This window comes from Pseudomonas sp. VS40 (assembly GCF_018587885.1).
In the GTDB taxonomy this organism is placed as follows: Bacteria; Pseudomonadota; Gammaproteobacteria; order Pseudomonadales; family Pseudomonadaceae; genus Aquipseudomonas; species Aquipseudomonas pergaminensis.
Window position 1 is genome coordinate 134797 of record NZ_JAGYWD010000006.1, and the last position, 16192, is coordinate 150988.

The following is a 16192-nucleotide window of genomic DNA, read 5'->3' on the forward strand; positions in this document are numbered from 1 at the left end:
CATGAGCGATTTCAATACCCTGGAACTCATCACCGACCCCCGTGGCTTTGCCACGCTGTGGCTCAGTCGTGAAGCCAAGAACAACGCGTTCAATGCCCAAATGATCCGCGAACTGATCATCGCCCTCGACCAGGTGCAAGGCGATCCGTCCTTGCGCTTTTTGGTCCTGCGTGGGCGCGGCAAGCACTTCAGCGCCGGCGCCGACCTGGCCTGGATGCAGCAGTCGGCCGAGCTGGATTACCACACCAACCTGGACGACGCCCGCGAACTGGCAGAGCTGATGTACAACCTGGCCAAGCTGAAGATCCCTACCCTTGCGGTAGTGCAAGGCGCGGCCTACGGTGGCGCGCTGGGCTTGATCAGTTGCTGCGACATGGCGATTGGCGCGGATGACGCGCAGTTCTGCCTGTCGGAGGTCCGCATCGGCCTGGCGCCGGCGGTGATCAGCCCGTTCGTGGTGCAGGCCATCGGCGAACGCGCGGCGCGGCGCTATGCCCTGACCGCCGAGCGCTTTGGCGGCCAACGCGCGCGGGACATTGGTTTGCTGGCGGAAAGTTATCCGCTTGGCGAGTTGGACGCTCAGGTCGAACAGTGGATCGCCAACCTGCTGCAGAACAGCCCGGCGGCCATGCGCGCCAGCAAGGACTTGCTGCGTGAAGTGGGCAACGGCGCCCTCACCCCGGCCCTGCGCCGCTACTGCGAAAACGCCATTGCGCGCATTCGGGTCAGCGCCGAGGGCCAGGAAGGCATGCGCGCCTTCCTGCAAAAACGTCCACCGAGCTGGCAGCCCCAGGAGCCACGTTCATGAGCACATTGACGACCCTGCTGGTGGCCAACCGTGGCGAGATTGCCTGCCGGGTGATGCGCACCGCCAAGGCCATGGGCCTGACCACCGTGGCGGTGCACAGCGCCACCGACCGCGATGCGCGTCACAGTCGCGAGGCCGATATTCGTGTCGACCTGGGCGGCAGCAAGGCCACTGACAGCTACCTGCAAATCGACAAACTGATTGCCGCCGCCCAGGCCAGTGGCGCCCAGGCGATTCACCCAGGCTATGGTTTTTTGTCCGAGAACGCCGGCTTTGCCCGCGCGATTGAAGCAGCCGGGCTGATCTTCCTCGGCCCGCCCGCCTCGGCGATTGATGCCATGGGCAGCAAATCGGCCGCCAAGGCGCTGATGGAAACCGCGGGCGTCCCCCTGGTGCCCGGTTATCACGGCGAAGCCCAAGACCTGGAAACCTTCCGCGCCGCCTGCGAGCGCATCGGCTACCCCGTGCTACTCAAGGCCACGGCCGGTGGCGGCGGCAAAGGCATGAAAGTGGTCGAGGACGTCAGTCAATTGGCCGAAGCCCTCGCGTCGGCCCAGCGTGAAGCACTGTCGTCCTTCGGCAATGGGCAGATGCTGGTGGAAAAGTACCTGCTCAAGCCGCGTCACGTGGAGATCCAGGTGTTTGCCGACAGGCACGGGCACTGCCTGTACCTCAATGAACGGGACTGCTCGATCCAGCGTCGCCACCAAAAAGTCGTCGAGGAAGCACCGGCGCCGGGCTTGAGTGTCGAACAGCGCAAGGCCATGGGCGAAGCTGCTGTGCGGGCTGCCCAGGCGATCGGTTATGTCGGTGCCGGTACGGTGGAGTTTTTGCTCGACGCACGCGGCGAATTCTTCTTCATGGAGATGAACACGCGGCTGCAGGTGGAGCACCCGGTGACCGAGGCGATCACCGGCCTGGACCTGGTGGCCTGGCAGATTCGTGTCGCCCAGGGCGAGGCGTTGCCGATCACCCAGGCGCAGGTGCCGCTGATTGGCCATGCGATAGAAGTGCGGCTGTATGCCGAGGACCCGGCCAATGATTTCCTGCCCGCCACCGGGCACCTGACGCTCTACCGCGAATCCGCATCGGGGCCGGGGCGTCGCGTGGACAGCGGGGTCGAGCAAGGCGACAGCGTGTCGCCCTTCTACGACCCCATGCTCGGCAAGTTGATTGCCTGGGGCGAGGACCGTGAACAGGCGCGACTGCGCTTGCTGGGCATGCTGGATGAGTTTGCCATTGGCGGGCTCAAGACCAACCTGGGCTTTTTGCGGCGCATTATCGGGCACCCGGCGTTTGCGGCGGCCGAGCTGGATACCGGGTTTATCCCGCGCTATCAGGATGAGTTGCTGCCGGCGCCTGGGGAACTGAGTGATGAATTCTGGCAGGCGGCGGGCTCGGCCTTTATTCAGAGCCTGCCGTCGGGTGAGGGACCGTGGGCGGATAAGCGCGGGTTTCGTGCCGGGCTGCCTGCCGAGGTTTCACTGCATTTGAGCTGCAATGGCCAGGATCGGCTGGTCACACTGGCCGCAGAGCCGCCAGAGTTGCGCGGCGAACAGTTGCTGATCGAACATCAGGGCGTGCGTCGCAGCCATCTGGCGGTACGGCACGACCGCACGGTGTACCTGCGTTGGGACGGCGAAATGCAGGGCGTGACGCTGTTCGACCCGATCGCCGCGGTCGAGGCCGGCCAGTCTCACCAAGGCGGCCTGACAGCCCCCATGAACGGCAGCATCGTGCGCGTACTGGTGGAGCTGGGCCAGCACGTCGAGGCCGGTACGCAACTGGTGGTGCTGGAAGCCATGAAAATGGAACACAGCATCCGCGCGCCCCAGGCCGGGGTGGTCAAGGCCCTGTTCTGCCAGGAGGGCGAAATGGTTGCAGAAGGTTGCGCGCTGGTGGAGCTTGAAACAGCAGGTTAAAACTTTGCCGTGGCCTGCACGACGACGCCGAGAAGACGGCAATCGTCGGTCAACAACTGTTTGGGATAGGTGGGGTTGAGCGGTACCAGGTAAAGCTGGCCACTCTCCTCCAACAACTGGCGGAAGGTGGCCTGGGGGCTCCCGGCCCATTGGGCGACCACCAGTTTGCCGGGCTCGGCGGCAATGGCCGGGTCGACCAGGATCATCATCCCCGCACTGACGCTCAGGCCTTTAGGTGCGGTCATGGCATCACCTGTGACCGGCAGCCAGAAGGCCTCACCCTGGGCATGATAATCGCTCAATTCGAAACGGGCCGCGCCATAAGCCGCCCGCGCTTCGCGGACCTCGCACAGCTCTCTCCAATCGCTGACGGGGTAGCGGAAATACGGGTTGTAGTTTTTCTCTGGGGGCGCCTCAGCGACTCGCTCGCGAATATCCAGGGCGACTTCCAGATACCCCAGCCCCAACGCCGCCAATACCCGATTCATGTCCACCAGGCTCGGCGCGCGGCGCTTGTTGAGCCAATGGCCCACGCCGCCCTGGGACATGCCCAGGCGCTCTGCCAGTTCACCTTGCGTGACCTTGCGGTCTTCCATGTTGGCCTTGACCAACGCGATCCAGTTATCCATGGGCGCTGACAATACGTCACGCAGTTTCCAGGGCAATAAACAGTTTGTAGTAATCCATAAAACGACATAAATACGATACGTACTATTATCGGGCATAAGGTTTTCGACACCCACCCAGAGTACCGCCCCTTATGACGACAAGCCCGTACCTCCTGCCCGAACTCCCCGAAGACACAGAGCTGCACGACCTGCGCAGCAGCGGCGCCGCCCAGCGCGCATTGGACTTTTACTTGAAAGAAGATATGTCGGCATCCATGCCTGACGACGCACTGTTTGCCATCAAGCCAGGCATCAGCCAGGAAGAAGCCCTGGTGCACGCCTCGGACCTGTTGCGCAGTGCCGCCGCCACAGCCTATGAATCTGCGAGCAGCCATCAGGGCTATCAGCGCGACCTGGCGTTTTCAGTGGTGTATTTGATTGATATGGCGAAGGCGATGGTGGAGCGGTCGTTGCGAGCGCCCGAGGCTCAAGCGAACGGATAACAGGCGCGAAGAAAAAATATTTCTATCCAGGGGATAAAAACATTTGACTTGCAAATGATAATGATTATTATTGGACCTAGCTGATCGCGAGATCAGTCGATAGACCAAGGGACCTTAGGTCGGACTCTTGGAATATCTCCTCATCAGGCTAATCACGGTTTTTGACCCGGCTCTTTGGCCGGGTCTTTTTTTTGCCAGTTTTCCTGGCATGGCTTCAGGCTAATGAAGACTGTGTGTTGCTCGATGGCGCGCATGGTAGCAAAAGACCATCGCCAAAAGAAAGCCAGTCGAACGCGCTAGCGCAGATCTTTGCGAAATAGCGCTTGAGAATCAATCTCATAGATTCTAAGCTGCTGCGGCGTCACGGATGACGCCCCCCCTCCCCCCTGCAACAATTTTGCATCCAGCCTTTACCAGACTCCTGTGTAATATGGCCGCCACAACACTCATATTCAGGCACCCAGACTATGACCGTGGCCTTGACCTCCATCAAAATCAGCTCCGACTTCGACAGTGGCAATATCCAGGTACTGGATGCCCACGATGCCTATCAGTTATTGCTGGCAATCAAACCCGACACACGCAGCCAACACTACCAATGGTTCCACTTCAAGGCCGAAGGCATGCACGTGGGCCACACTCACACCTTCCGCCTGAGCAACGCGGGCAAGTCTTCCTACCCGCACGCGTGGAGCGGTTACAACGCTGTGGCGTCCTACGACCACATCAACTGGTTCCGGGTGCCTTCGCGCTTTGATGGGGAAATCCTGCATATCAGCCTGGAAACCCGCGAGAAGCATGCGTGGTTAGCCTATTTCGAACCCTACAGCCGTGAGCGTCACGACTGGCTGATCGAGCAGGCCCTGAGTCGCGCCGGCACGCAATTACTGGCCACCGGCAAGAGTGCCGAGGGCCGTGACATCCAGTTGCTGCGTCGCGGCAAAGGCGGTGAAGGCCGCCGCAAGATCTGGATCATCGCCCAACAGCATCCTGGCGAGCACATGGCCGAATGGTTCATGGAGGGCATCATCGAACGCCTGCAACAGGACGGTGATGCCGAGCTGAAAAAGCTGCTGAAAGTCGCCGACCTGTACCTGGTGCCCAACATGAACCCGGACGGGGCGTTCCATGGCCACTTGCGCACCAACGCCATGGGCCAAGACCTCAACCGTGCCTGGCAGAGCGCCAGCCAGGAGATCAGCCCGGAAGTATGGTTCGTCCAACAACAGATGGAAACGTACGGTGTGGACCTGTTCCTCGATATCCACGGTGACGAGGAAATCCCCTACGTCTTCACCGCCGGCTGCGAAGGCAACCCCGGCTACACCCCGCGCATCGAGGCATTGGAAAAACACTTCCGCAGCCACTTGAGCGGCCTGACCCGCGACTTCCAGACCACTTACGGCTATACCCGCGACCTACCGGGCGAAGCCAACATGACCCTGGCGTGCAACGCTGTTGGCCAGCAATACGACTGCCTGTCCCTGACCCTGGAAATGCCCTTCAAGGACAACGACGACGCGCCCAACCTGAAAACCGGCTGGTCCGGTGAGCGTTCCAAGCAGCTGGGCAAAGACGTACTGAGCACCGTCGCCGACATCGTGACCACCCTACGCTAACGCCTTGTTGGAGCCGGCTTGCCGGCGATGAGGCCCTTGATGATGCAGACATTTCAAGGACGCCATCGCCGGCAAGCCGGCTCCTGCACCGTCAGCGTTTGCTGCCAGTCATGCTTTGCAATACGCCATCGCGCCGGATCAACCCATGGAACAACGCCGCTGCCAGGTGCAACAGCACCGTCAGGAACAGCAGGTAGGCCAAAAACCCATGGGCCTTGCGCAACACCGCGAACAACGGCGCGTTCGCGCCTACCAACGCTGGCAATTGCACCGAACTGCTGAGCATCACCGGGTCGCCCGCCGCTGAAATCATCGCCCAGCCCAGCAACGGCAACACCAGCATCAAGGCATACAGCACCACATGGGAGGCCTTGGCCGCCAACACTTGCCACAGCGGCAAGTCAGCCGGCAACGGCGGTTGGCGCGTGGAGAAACGCACTACCAACCGCACGATCACCAACGCCAGGATCGCGATCCCCAGCGGCTTGTGCAGGTGGATCAACCACTCATGCCGCTCCGACACAGAAGCCGCCAGGCCCGCGCCGATAAACAGCATGGCGATGACCATCAGCGCCATCAGCCAGTGCAACAGACGCGCCAGCGGCGCGAAGAACCGTGGTTGGGCATTCATGGCTTCGACTCCTGAGGGGCGCTGTGCAACGGGCTGACTTCACCGGCGCGGCGCAGGTACGAACTGGCATAGGCCGCCGAACGTGCCGCCAGCAAGGGATCATTGGAGGCTTCGATGCCACTGGGCAGAATCAGCGGGTCAAAGTTGATATCACGGCAATCACCGTCCGCTTGCGGCTGACTGCTTTGCAGCACCAGGGTGCCGGCGTTGATGACCTTATGCTCGCCGGTCCAGGCCTTGCTCGCATCGTCCAGCGGGTCCCCAGGGTTGGCCAGGGTCATGTTCAACTGCCAGCGCAACGGCCCTGCCGCCAGGCGCTGCACCAGGTCTTTTTCGAGGAAGTCACTCCCGGCCGGCGCAACATCGCCCGCCGCATCCTGAAGCTGCGGTACCACCCCCCAACGCACTGCCTGACGCTTGCCATCGGCACCCACCAAGTAAAACGCGTTGATACCGTTGTAGGTTTCAGTCGCATAACTGGCCGATGGCTTGGCGGTCTTGACCCACGCCAGAAACGGCGCGGTCTCGGGATGAGCGGCAAAAAACGCCGGCATGCTCGCCGGGTTCGGTTTGCCAGTGGCCGGCTCCGGTGTACCGGCCTTGAGCATCTGGTAGAACGCTTCAGGCGTACCCACCGGGAACACCGGCATGCTGTTCATGCCCGTACGCCACTGCTGGCCGTTGGCCTGGGTGAATTGCACGGCAAAACTGCGGATCGGCACACTGCTGTCGGGCGCATAGGGGTTGCCGCTGGGCAAGGCAAACCGGCCGACCAGCGGGGTCTTGGCCTCGCTGAACACCTGGGCGCTGGAGTAGGCACGGGCTTCGGGGCTGCTCTCGAAATAACCCGCGACACACACACCCTTGGCATGGTTACGTCGGAAGCCGGGGTGCACGCCATTGTTGGTTTCCAGGGCATTGACCAGGGTTTTAGGGCGCAGGCGCTGTGGGTCGAGGGTGCCATTGACGTAGGCAAATGCCCCCGCCACAACCGCAACCACGGCACCGATACCCGCCAGGCGCGCGATCAGGCTCGCAGTGCTCAACGGGGGACGGGGCGGTGATGAGTGATCTACCATGAAGGAACTCCAGGGCCAAAGGCCTTAGGGGTGAACATAAGGTCGGAGCATTAAGACGAACGCCGGTCGGCTCTATTCCCTGGCCTTGAATTTATTTTCAAGCAAGGGGAATAACCCTCAACGCCGCACGTCTCTCTAGTCCCAGCGTAGTGACCAGCCAGATTCCCATGCATGAACTCGACGAACAGTTACGTGAACTCATCCCCAGGCTGCGGCGCTTTGCCGTGTCCCTGACCCGTAACGCCAGCAGTGCGGACGATCTGGTGCAGTCGACCCTGGAACGGGGGATCATCAGTTGGGCCGACAAACGCATCGAAGGCGACTTGCGCGCCTGGCTGTTTTCGATCCTCTACCGCCAGTTCCTCGATGCCCACCGCCGCACCCGGCGCTATGCACGCATGCTGGAATTTTTTACCGGACGCGACGACGCGCAGCCGTCGGTGGAACGCACCGTGATCGCCCAGTCGACCCTGCAAGCCTTCGATCAACTCAACACCGAGCAGCGCGCATTGCTGCTATGGGTCTCGGTCGAAGGCTTGAGCTACAAGGAAGTCGCCGAGATCCTCGAAGTGCCCATCGGCACCGTGATGTCGCGCCTGTCGCGGGCGCGCCAAGCCCTGCGCCAACTCAGTGATGGCGAAATTGCCAGCCCTTCCCTGCGGATACTCAAATGATCAGCCTGCCCCCCAGCGAACGCGATTTGCATGCCTACGTCGATCACCAACTGCTGGAGAGTGATCGCCGCGTGCTTGAAACCTATCTGGCGGCCCACCCCGACGTCGCGGCCCAGGTCCATGCCTGGCAGCACGACGCACAATTGCTGCGCGCGGCGTTGGGCGGTGCCCTGCAACAGCCGCCCAACCCGGACCTGGACCCGGCATTGATTCGCCAGCGCATCAAGCGCCAGTCGCGCCGCCACTTCGCCACGGCAGCCGTGCTGCTGATCGCCGTCAGCCTTGGCGGTGTCGGTGGCTGGCACGCCCGTGAAGCCACCCAGCCCGCCCCATTGCCGATGGCCGATGCGATGCAGGCGTTCCGCTTGTTCGCCCAGGACGGCATCATGCCCGCCGATTATCAGGTTCAGGGCAGCGGCACAATGCAGGCCTGGCTCGATCGCTACTTCAACCAGGCCCATCGCTTGCCTGACTTGAGCGGTTCCGGGTTCACGCCGGTCAGCGGGCGCCTGCTCACCACCGAGCAAGGCGCGGCGGCCATGGTGCTGTACGAAGATCCACAAGGGCGGCGCATCAGTTTCTATATCCGGCCACCGGGACCGGAGAACGGCTTCCTGCCCCGTGGCAGCCGCAGTGCCGATGGCTTGCAGGCCCAATATTGGTCCGGCGCCGGCTACAACTATGCGGTGGTCAGCCCGGCAGACCAGCCCACTCCGGCGATGCTGAAGTTCTAGAAGCCCACGTCGAGTACCACGTTGTCGAGGTAGGTGCCGGCCGGCGGAGTGGTTTGATCGCTATAGATCCTGGCGTTGTAGTTGAACACCTGGCTGCCTATACCCAGGCCATTGCCGGGGTTGACCTCGGCGGTGGAGCTGTCGCGACGCGCCGCCCCCACACTGCCCCAACGGGTGGTGCCGGCACTTTTGAAGATGTCGTAGGCCAGGTAGTTGCTGCCTGAGACCATCCGCCGCCGCCCGCCCGCGCTGACTGAATTCTGGCCGTCGCTCAGCCCTACGCTGTACGCACTGCCCTTGGTGCAGGAAATGCTCGCCTGCCCGGTCACCGTGGTGAAACCACTGATCACCGGGGCGCTACCGAAACTGATATTGGGTGCAGTAATCTGGCAGTCATTGGTGACGGTCATGCTCACCGTCAAAGCAGCCGTACCACTGCCGATGTCGCGGCCCAGGCAGATACCGCCAATGCCAACCCCCGAGCAGTAGTTCCAGTTCCAGGCAATGTTCAAGGTCTCGGTGTACAAGCCGGCGGCGACGTTGCTGCCGGTGATACTGCTCACGTACAGCGGCACGGTTTTAGCGCCAGGCCCCGCGATCAACCCGATGCTCTGGGCAATGCCCCCCGCCCCGCCAAAATCGAATTGCGCCCCACGGGTTATCGGAAAGCTGGTGCTGTTGTTGGCGTAGATCGTATAGCCGATGACGTCACCGGTAGGCCCGACCATGCCGGTCTTGGAGGAGGTGATCGTCGCGTAGAAATGGTCGGAGGACACCAGCAGCGAGATCAATGCCGAGGTGCAGCTCAACCCTGAGTTGGCTGTCGACGTGGCCTGCGCCGCCGTGCGTACCGTCATCGAGCTGATCGACCCGAAGCTCGCCGGCAGCGTGGTTACCACCGAACACGCTGCCATGGCCTGGCCCGACAACACTAAACCTACGACAGACAGCCACCCCAACCCCCTCATTGGCACACCAACGGCCCGATCAGCGGCACGCCTTGTTGCTGCTCGTCCATGTCGAACCGCGCCTGGCACGTACGCCCCTCACCCAACGTGACCTGCAAGGTGTTATGCGCCGAGAGGTTTTCCAGGTAAACCAGGCCATCCCAGCCGACCACCGCCTGCTGGTTGCTTTGCTCGTGCACCACCAGGCTGCCCAAGGGCAGTTCCTGATGCTGGGTATCCACCAGGGTGACGCTGGCCGCGAGCACCCGGCGCAGCGGGAACTCCAGTAGGTAGCCGCTGCCACGGCGCACCGACACACGCTGCTCCACATTCGGGCTCTGCACGTTGAGCGGCAGGTTCAGCGGATCGATTTCATATTTGGCGCGGTAGTACGCGCTGCTCCACGGCACCAGCAGGTGGCCGTTGCGGTCGGTTTCGCCCACCAGTTGGTTCTCGTAGCGCACCGGGATCCCGGCGAAACCCTGGGTACTCACCACCACAAAGGCATCATTGATCCGGTTGGCGGCAAAGGTGTTACCGCCCATCCACACCAGCGAGCCGCTGGCATCCGCCCAGCGGGTCTGGGCATCGCTGCTGCCGTACACGCCGGCCTGCAACTGCACCGACTGCAAGCGCCAGGTCAGGTCGGCCTGCCGGTACGCCGCGCCATCGCCCTGGGCATAACCGAGGGTGTAGCCCACCCCGCCCTCGCTGGGCACCGCGCTGCTGTAATTGAGGCGCTGGCGACTGGCGCCGTCCTTGCTGCGCTCGGTGCTCAAGGCCAGGCTGCCGTTGAGGTCGAACGGAATCACCCACTGCGCCTGCATCGCCCAGTTGCTGTCGCCGATCTCGCGGTTGGCCGACAGGTAGAAACTGGTGTTGCGCCACAGCGGTTTACTCCAGCTCAGGTTGAGCAGGCGCGTGCGCGAATCGTCCGCCGCCTGCACGTCGAAATAGCCCATGCCCAGGCTGCCGAAGCGCTCGAGGTTGAGGCTCAGCGTTACCTGTTCGCTGCGCTTGCTGAGGCTGGCGTAAGGGGTGTCGACCAGGGTCAGGTCGGCGTACTCGTCGCGTCGCTCGACTCGTTGGTACGAGAGGCTGTAGCGCGTGCTGTTGTACTGATACCCCAGGCTCAGTTGCTGGCCGGTACGTCCTTCGAACTGGCTTTGGCTGACAGCCGTGTTGAGCACGCCGAAGTTGCCCAGCCGCAGGTTGCCGCCCAGGCCGCCCAGGGTCAGGTCACTGGAGGCCTCGGCATGGCTCTCCAGGGTCAGGTTGTCGGAATAACCATAACGAAAGGTGCCGCTGGCCACGCCAGGGCCATAGGCGAAATCCTTCAGGGTGTATTCCCGGCGCAAGGAGCCGGCGGCCACCGAGAAATCCGTCAGGCCTTTTTGCAACAACGTGCTAGTCACGTAGAACGGTACGGTGGTCGACACCTGGCGACCGAGGGCGTCGGTCGTCACCACCACCGCTTCGCCGGCGCCGTTGATAAACGGCACGTTGGTCAGGGTGTACGGCCCCGGTTGCAGCAGCGCGCTGTCAGATTTGTAGCCGTTGATAAACAGGTCCACCGACGACGGCACCGCGGCCTCACCGGCAAATTGCGGCAGGGGGTAAGTCACCAGGTCCGGGCGCACCGCGAAGTCCCGCGAGAACTGCACACCGCCCAGGCGCACCGAACTGCTCCAGGGCAAGGCGCCGCTGATCACGTCACCGGCTTCGTAGGTCAGCAGCCGCTCATCATCAGAGAACCGCCAGGTAGTGTCGTAGCGCCGGTAACCGTTGTTGAACGTACCGCTGCTGACGCCATCGGCCAAGGTCTGGCGGTACTGGCCGGTATTGGACAAAGTGCCCCAGTTGTCGAACAGCCGCACTTCGTTCCAGGCGGCGAGGTAGCTGCCGCCTTCGTCGGTGTCGTTGAAATACAGGTCATAGTTGAGCAAGGCGCCGAAGCTGCTCATCGCCTGGGTGCGCGGGTAAGTGTTGCGGTTGCCGATAAATTGTTCCTTCAGCCACGACGGCGGCACATCCAGCAGCAGGCGCTGGCCGTTGCTGTCGTAATCGCTGTGCAGGCCGGGGATCTTGTCCAGCGCTACGCTGCCGCTCAATTCGCCGGGCAGCTTCATGCCCACGTCCTGCAGTGCGCTGGCCGGCACATAGAGTTGCCCGGCCCGCTGATCGACCGCGATGACGCGGCCGGTGTCCATCTGGTTGACCACCAGCTCCAGAAACAACTGTGCATCGGCGACAGCCTCCATACTGCTCGGGGGCGGTGGCAGGTCGCCAGCCACGCCCGGAAGCGCAATCATTGCGCCGCCCAGCCCGCCTACCACCGACAGCCATAGACTGCGAGCCCGACCACGACTCACCATGGCGTTGTGTCCTTCAATGGACATCTCCATCCGTTTAAAACCCGGGGCCTCCCAGCCCCGCTACGCTGCCGTTACCGCTTCGGCGCAAGGTTCTCCAGCTGTTGCGCACCGTTGATCCTGACCTGCAACGGCTGGTCGGCCGACAGCCCGTCCGGCACCGGCCAGCGCATGGTCGCGCCGGGCAATACATAGCCCAGCAGGCCGTCCACCAGGGGCCGGGTCTGCCCACCCTGTTTGAACGAAGCATCGGTAAGGCGCGCATGCACGGCGCCCTGGTTGCGCACTTCGAGGTATTGGCGCCCCGCCACGGTGACTTTCTGCCAGCTCAACTCCGGTTTGCCGGCGCCCTTGGGATCGCGCTGGCGCGTGCTGTCTTCCTTGCTCCACAGGCCTGCGCCGTAGGCAAACAGCGGCACCGAATAACGCATCTGAAAGCGGATCGCCGCTGCGGTGTTCTTGCCTTCCGGCGGCGTGGGCACCTGCAGGGGCGAAGGGATTTCATCGATGATGATGCGGTAGGCCAACTCTTGCCCAGGTGGTACTTCGCGGGTGCGGGTCAGGCGTACCAGTTGCTTTTGCCCCGGCTCGATTCGCGCCACGGGCGGGCTGCCGATCACATCGCGCTGGTTCTGGTACTGCTCGTCAAAGCCGCTCTGGCTCCAGGCGAACACGCGAATCTGCAGGCTTGCAGTCTCGGTCCCGCGGTTTTCCAGCCACAGCGCGCTGGCCTGTTGATCGGCCTCCAGCACCGGGTCGATGGGCCAGATCAGCACCGAGCTGGCCGCCTGCACAAGCCCTGCCGTGCACACCGCACTCAAGGCAATACCCGCGGCCCACAGCCGCCGGGAAGGTGAACGCATAACCCCACTCCTTATACCGATAGCCTTACCACGTCAGCTGCACCTGCAGCGTGTCGCTGTATGTCCCCCCAGGCTGATTGCCCGGCAATTGCACCCGCCCGTAGATCGGCAGGCTGATGTTGTTCGCGTCGCTGTAGGCCACGTTGACGCTCTGGCCGATCCCCAGGCTCTGGCTGAACGCCGCATCCCGAAACAACTGGTAAGCCACCCGCGCGCTACCACTGTTGAGCTGCAAATTGCGCCCGGTGCTGCTGTGCTGCCCGCCATTGACGCTCATGCTCAGCGTCACCCCCGGTGTGCATTGCAAGGTGACGCCCCCCGTCAGCGCAGCCGTGACCGTGCCTGTCGCCAGCGCCGAGTAACTGCCGTAGGTCAGCGCACCGTAATTGGCGCCGCCGCCCACGATCAGGCAGCCGGGGGTAATGGTCGCGCTCACCTGGAAGCTCTGGCTGGTCACCGCCGACAATGGCAGCGGCAACGCCAGCCCACAGGCCAGCAAGGCTCTGAGCCACATCGCTAGAACGTCAGTTCCACGGCCACGGTGTCGGTGTAGGTGCCTGCCGGCAGCCCTGCCTTGCCCACCGCCCGACCGTAGAGGTTGACGGTCTGCGCCACGCCGGTACTGGTGGCGAGGGTAATCACGCCGTCGATCGCCAGCAGCGCGGAATGGCCGCTGTCGGTATAGAAGTCGTAGGGCACGAAGTTACCCGCACCGTCAGCCAATGCGCGGCTGCCTCCCGGCGATGCGCCGTCATGAGCACCGGCGCGCACCTTGACCGCTGGTGTGGTGCCACTGGAGCACAGGATCGACAACGCCCCACCGGTGCCGGTACCGCCCAACAACTGGGCATCGGCATTGGTGAACAGGCTGTTGGTGGTACCAAAATTCAAGGAGCCGAAGTTCAGGCCAGTGGCCGCCCCGGAGCCATTGACCTGGCAACTGGCAATCAACGTCAGGCTGGAAGTGATCTGCCCCGTCACCGTGGTTGCCGCGTTGAGGCTGGAGGCCATTGCCAGGCCCAGCGCACAGACGCCTAATCGCGAAACAAGTACATGCATGGTTTTCATCCTCTTGAGTTACCAGTCCAGTGTCACCGTCAACGTGTCGGTGTAGATCCCTGCCGGTAAGGCACTGGTATTTGCCACCACGGAGCCAAACACCGGGATCGGTATCTGGGTGCCCTTGGCCACGACAAAATTGCGTTGCTGCCCGATGCTGTAGGTGCTGCGCCCCTGCGGGTCGGCGGACAGTCGATAAGGAATCATCTGGCGCCCATTGCTCAGGCGCCGGGTGGTGCCGTCGCCGTTGGTGCCACCGTCGATGGTCACGGTGAAGCTCGAGACCGAGGGGTTGCACGACACCGCCAACGGCGCCTTGTCGCCATCGGTGATGCCGGCGCCCAACGGGTTGCTCCAGGTCGGGCCCTGGCTGCCGAAGTCAAGCATGGCCGTGCCGCCCGTGGGGTTGACCGGCGCACTCTCGACGCCTTTGCTCACCTCACAACTGGCGGTGATCACCAGTCGCGCCTGGATAAACCCGCTGGCGACAGCCGCCTGCGCGTCTTCTGCCAGCAACAGCAGGCCGCCCATGGCCACCAGGGCCAGACAGCGGCTTACCATGTCACCGTCACCTTGAGGAGGTCGGTGTAGCGGCCGGCGGCGGGGATGTCCTTGAGCGGCTCGATGCGCCCGTAGAGCGGCAGGTCGACGAACCCAGCGTCCGGCACCCGGCCGCTGAGCGGCACATCCACCGGCAACGGCACGCGCCGCGCGGCGTCGGCATAGATGCGATAGGGAATGGGTTTGGTCGATGGGGTGGCGCTGAGGTAACGCACTTCGCCGGTGCCGCCATGCAGGCCGCCATCGACGCGTACCTGGTACGGCGTGTCGGGGTTGCACTCCAGGCGCGGCTGGCGCTGGCTGATCAACGCCGCACTCAGGGGCCCGGCCGGGTCATCCAGACGCGGGCCGCTGCCGAAATCCAATACGCCAAGTTGCTCGATGCCAGCGCTGCGGGTGGTCCCCACCAGCTGGCAGCCCCGCTGCACGTCGATACGCACCTCCACCTGGAGTTGTGCACCGTAAGCCGTGTTGCAGAGCATCGCGCCCATGACTGCCAATACTGCTCGTCCCTTCACTGCCCCAAGTCCTTGTACAGGGGTGACTGCTGTGTAGGAGGTTAGACACTCAGCGAAAAACTGCCAGTCTGGACAGGATTACCTGCGTGACATGCTTTTTCGAGATAGCTGGCAGCGCCCTTCTCTATTGGTCAAAACGCGGCGAGCGCCCTAAAGTGAGCGACCACTGAAATACAGAGTGACTTGCATTGGCCGCGCTTTCCCTGATCCGTCGCCTGCTCGGCAAAAAGCCCGACACCCTCGACGCCTCGCCCATCCCCGCGTTCTTTCAGCAAAAGGCCGAGCAACAGGGTTACACCCTGAGCACCGGTCAAACCCGCGCCATTACCGCCCTGGCCCGCGAAACCCAACACCTGCTGGCCGGCCAACCCGCCCGCAGCCTGTACCTGCACGGGCCGGTGGGGCGCGGCAAAAGCTGGTTGCTGGACGGGTTTTTCCAGGCGTTGCCGATCGCCGAGAAGCAGCGCGTGCACTTCCATGACTTTTTCGCCCACCTGCATCGCGGCATGTTCACGCACCGTGCGCAGGACGATGCCCTGGCCGTGACCCTCGATGAACAGTTGGCAGACTGCCGGGTGCTGTGTTTCGACGAATTCCACGTCCACGATATCGGCGATGCCATGCTGATTACGCGGCTGTTCAAGGCCCTGTTCGAGCGCGGTGTGCTGGTGCTGGTGACATCCAACTATGCACCGCAAGGGCTGCTGCCCAACCCGCTGTACCACGAGCGTTTCAAGCCGGTGATCGACCTGATCGATGCGCGCATGGAGGTGCTGGAAGTCAGCTCGCCCCAGGACTTTCGCAGCCTGCCCCAAGCCCAAAGCGCGCAACGTTTTACCTGCGGTCAGTACGTGTGGCCGGGCACCCCGAGCCAGCGGGCGGCGCTCGACCTGCCCGCTGCGGACTGCCCGCCCCTCCCCCTGGCCGTCGGCCATCGAACGTTGATGTGTCGCCGCCATGAAGGACGCAGCGTCGCCTTCACCTTCAACGACCTGTGCGAACAACTGACGGCGGTGATGGACTACCTGCTGCTGTGCCAGGACTATGACCACTGGATCATCGACGGCCTGCCCCGACTGGCGGACTGCCCGATTGCCGTGCAGCAGCGTTTTATCAACCTGGTGGACGTGCTCTACGACCGCGACAAGCACCTGGTACTGATCGGCGAATTGCCGCTCGACGTTGCCTTGAGCGGCCAAGCCATCGACCTGGCGCGCACTGCCAGCCGTCTCGGACAATTGCAGCCGGCCAACGCGCAACACGCGCCCGACCCGGTATCATGAGCGCCATTTAC

At 63.0% G+C, this 16192-nt stretch carries 17 protein-coding genes; 7 read left to right on the forward strand and 10 right to left on the reverse strand.

Annotated elements, in window-relative coordinates; all coding sequences use genetic code 11:
- Position 1: 1 nt before the first annotated feature.
- Positions 2-808 carry a gamma-carboxygeranoyl-CoA hydratase gene (locus KHP07_RS18915; RefSeq protein WP_214497757.1) on the forward strand — a complete coding sequence of 269 codons (807 nt, stop codon included), beginning with the start codon at positions 2-4 and terminating at the stop codon, positions 806-808.
- Positions 805-2730 (forward strand): acetyl/propionyl/methylcrotonyl-CoA carboxylase subunit alpha, encoded by a 1926-nt coding sequence (locus tag KHP07_RS18920; protein WP_100490279.1) that lies wholly within the window; start codon positions 805-807, stop codon positions 2728-2730. The genes KHP07_RS18915 and KHP07_RS18920 overlap by 4 nt, the downstream gene beginning before the upstream one ends.
- Here KHP07_RS18920 and KHP07_RS18925 read toward each other — a convergent pair.
- A complete protein-coding gene (locus tag KHP07_RS18925; protein WP_214497758.1) occupies positions 2727-3359 on the reverse strand; it encodes a LexA family protein in 633 nt (210 codons plus the stop codon). The two genes, KHP07_RS18920 and KHP07_RS18925, sit on opposite strands and share 4 nt — an antisense overlap.
- Positions 3360-3490: 131 nt before the next feature.
- Here KHP07_RS18925 and KHP07_RS18930 point away from each other — a divergent pair, with 131 nt between their 5' ends.
- Together KHP07_RS18930 and KHP07_RS18935 are read left to right on the forward strand one after the other, a co-directional pair.
- Positions 3491-3841, forward strand: coding sequence for a DUF6124 family protein (locus tag KHP07_RS18930; protein WP_078049248.1), 351 nt, complete (start codon positions 3491-3493; stop codon positions 3839-3841).
- 467 nt (positions 3842-4308) lie between these two features.
- Entirely contained in the window at positions 4309-5460 is a 1152-nt protein-coding gene (locus KHP07_RS18935) for a M14 family metallopeptidase (protein ID WP_078049249.1), read from the forward strand.
- Positions 5461-5551: 91 nt separating this feature from the next.
- Here the strand turns inward: KHP07_RS18935 and KHP07_RS18940 are convergent, their stop codons facing one another.
- Positions 5552-6091, reverse strand: coding sequence for a cytochrome b (locus KHP07_RS18940; RefSeq protein WP_078049250.1), 540 nt, complete (start codon positions 6089-6091; stop codon positions 5552-5554).
- The gene (locus tag KHP07_RS18945; RefSeq protein ID WP_078049251.1) at positions 6088-7170 is read right to left on the reverse strand and encodes a catalase family peroxidase; all 1083 of its coding nucleotides are present in this window, start codon (positions 7168-7170) and stop codon (positions 6088-6090) included. The genes KHP07_RS18940 and KHP07_RS18945 overlap by 4 nt, the downstream gene beginning before the upstream one ends.
- A 167-nt stretch (positions 7171-7337) precedes the next feature.
- Between KHP07_RS18945 and KHP07_RS18950 the strand changes: the two genes are divergently transcribed.
- Both KHP07_RS18950 and KHP07_RS18955 read left to right on the forward strand, forming a co-directional pair.
- Positions 7338-7844: a sigma-70 family RNA polymerase sigma factor gene (locus KHP07_RS18950; protein ID WP_078049252.1), complete on the forward strand. Its 507-nt coding sequence runs from the start codon at positions 7338-7340 to the stop codon at positions 7842-7844.
- Positions 7841-8578: an anti-sigma factor family protein gene (locus KHP07_RS18955; protein WP_099492930.1), complete on the forward strand. Its 738-nt coding sequence runs from the start codon at positions 7841-7843 to the stop codon at positions 8576-8578. The genes KHP07_RS18950 and KHP07_RS18955 overlap by 4 nt, the downstream gene beginning before the upstream one ends.
- On the opposite strand, the gene KHP07_RS18960 is transcribed toward KHP07_RS18955, so the two are convergent.
- The 7 genes from KHP07_RS18960 to KHP07_RS18990 all read right to left on the reverse strand — a co-directional run bounded on the left by KHP07_RS18960 (position 8575) and on the right by KHP07_RS18990 (position 14871).
- On the reverse strand, positions 8575-9492 hold the full coding sequence (locus KHP07_RS18960; protein ID WP_100492438.1) for a Csu type fimbrial protein: 918 nt from the start codon (positions 9490-9492) through the stop codon (positions 8575-8577). The genes KHP07_RS18955 and KHP07_RS18960 overlap by 4 nt on opposite strands.
- A 50-nt stretch (positions 9493-9542) precedes the next feature.
- Positions 9543-11900 (reverse strand): fimbria/pilus outer membrane usher protein, encoded by a 2358-nt coding sequence (locus KHP07_RS18965; RefSeq protein ID WP_214497942.1) that lies wholly within the window; start codon positions 11898-11900, stop codon positions 9543-9545.
- A gap of 71 nt (positions 11901-11971) precedes the next feature.
- Positions 11972-12760: a fimbrial biogenesis chaperone gene (locus KHP07_RS18970; RefSeq protein ID WP_078049255.1), complete on the reverse strand. Its 789-nt coding sequence runs from the start codon at positions 12758-12760 to the stop codon at positions 11972-11974.
- 25 nt (positions 12761-12785) lie between these two features.
- Positions 12786-13274 (reverse strand): Csu type fimbrial protein, encoded by a 489-nt coding sequence (locus KHP07_RS18975; protein WP_214497759.1) that lies wholly within the window; start codon positions 13272-13274, stop codon positions 12786-12788.
- Positions 13275-13276: 2 nt separating this feature from the next.
- Positions 13277-13819 carry a Csu type fimbrial protein gene (locus KHP07_RS18980; protein ID WP_078049257.1) on the reverse strand — a complete coding sequence of 181 codons (543 nt, stop codon included), beginning with the start codon at positions 13817-13819 and terminating at the stop codon, positions 13277-13279.
- 18 nt (positions 13820-13837) lie between these two features.
- On the reverse strand, positions 13838-14380 hold the full coding sequence (locus KHP07_RS18985) for a Csu type fimbrial protein (protein ID WP_099492934.1): 543 nt from the start codon (positions 14378-14380) through the stop codon (positions 13838-13840).
- The gene (locus KHP07_RS18990; RefSeq protein WP_502937537.1) at positions 14374-14871 is read right to left on the reverse strand and encodes a Csu type fimbrial protein; all 498 of its coding nucleotides are present in this window, start codon (positions 14869-14871) and stop codon (positions 14374-14376) included. Before KHP07_RS18990 ends, KHP07_RS18985 begins: the two co-directional genes overlap by 7 nt.
- Positions 14872-15086: 215 nt before the next feature.
- Between KHP07_RS18990 and zapE the strand changes: the two genes are divergently transcribed.
- Positions 15087-16181 carry a cell division protein ZapE gene (gene zapE / locus KHP07_RS18995; RefSeq protein ID WP_099492936.1) on the forward strand — a complete coding sequence of 365 codons (1095 nt, stop codon included), beginning with the start codon at positions 15087-15089 and terminating at the stop codon, positions 16179-16181.
- Positions 16182-16192 lie beyond the last annotated feature (11 nt).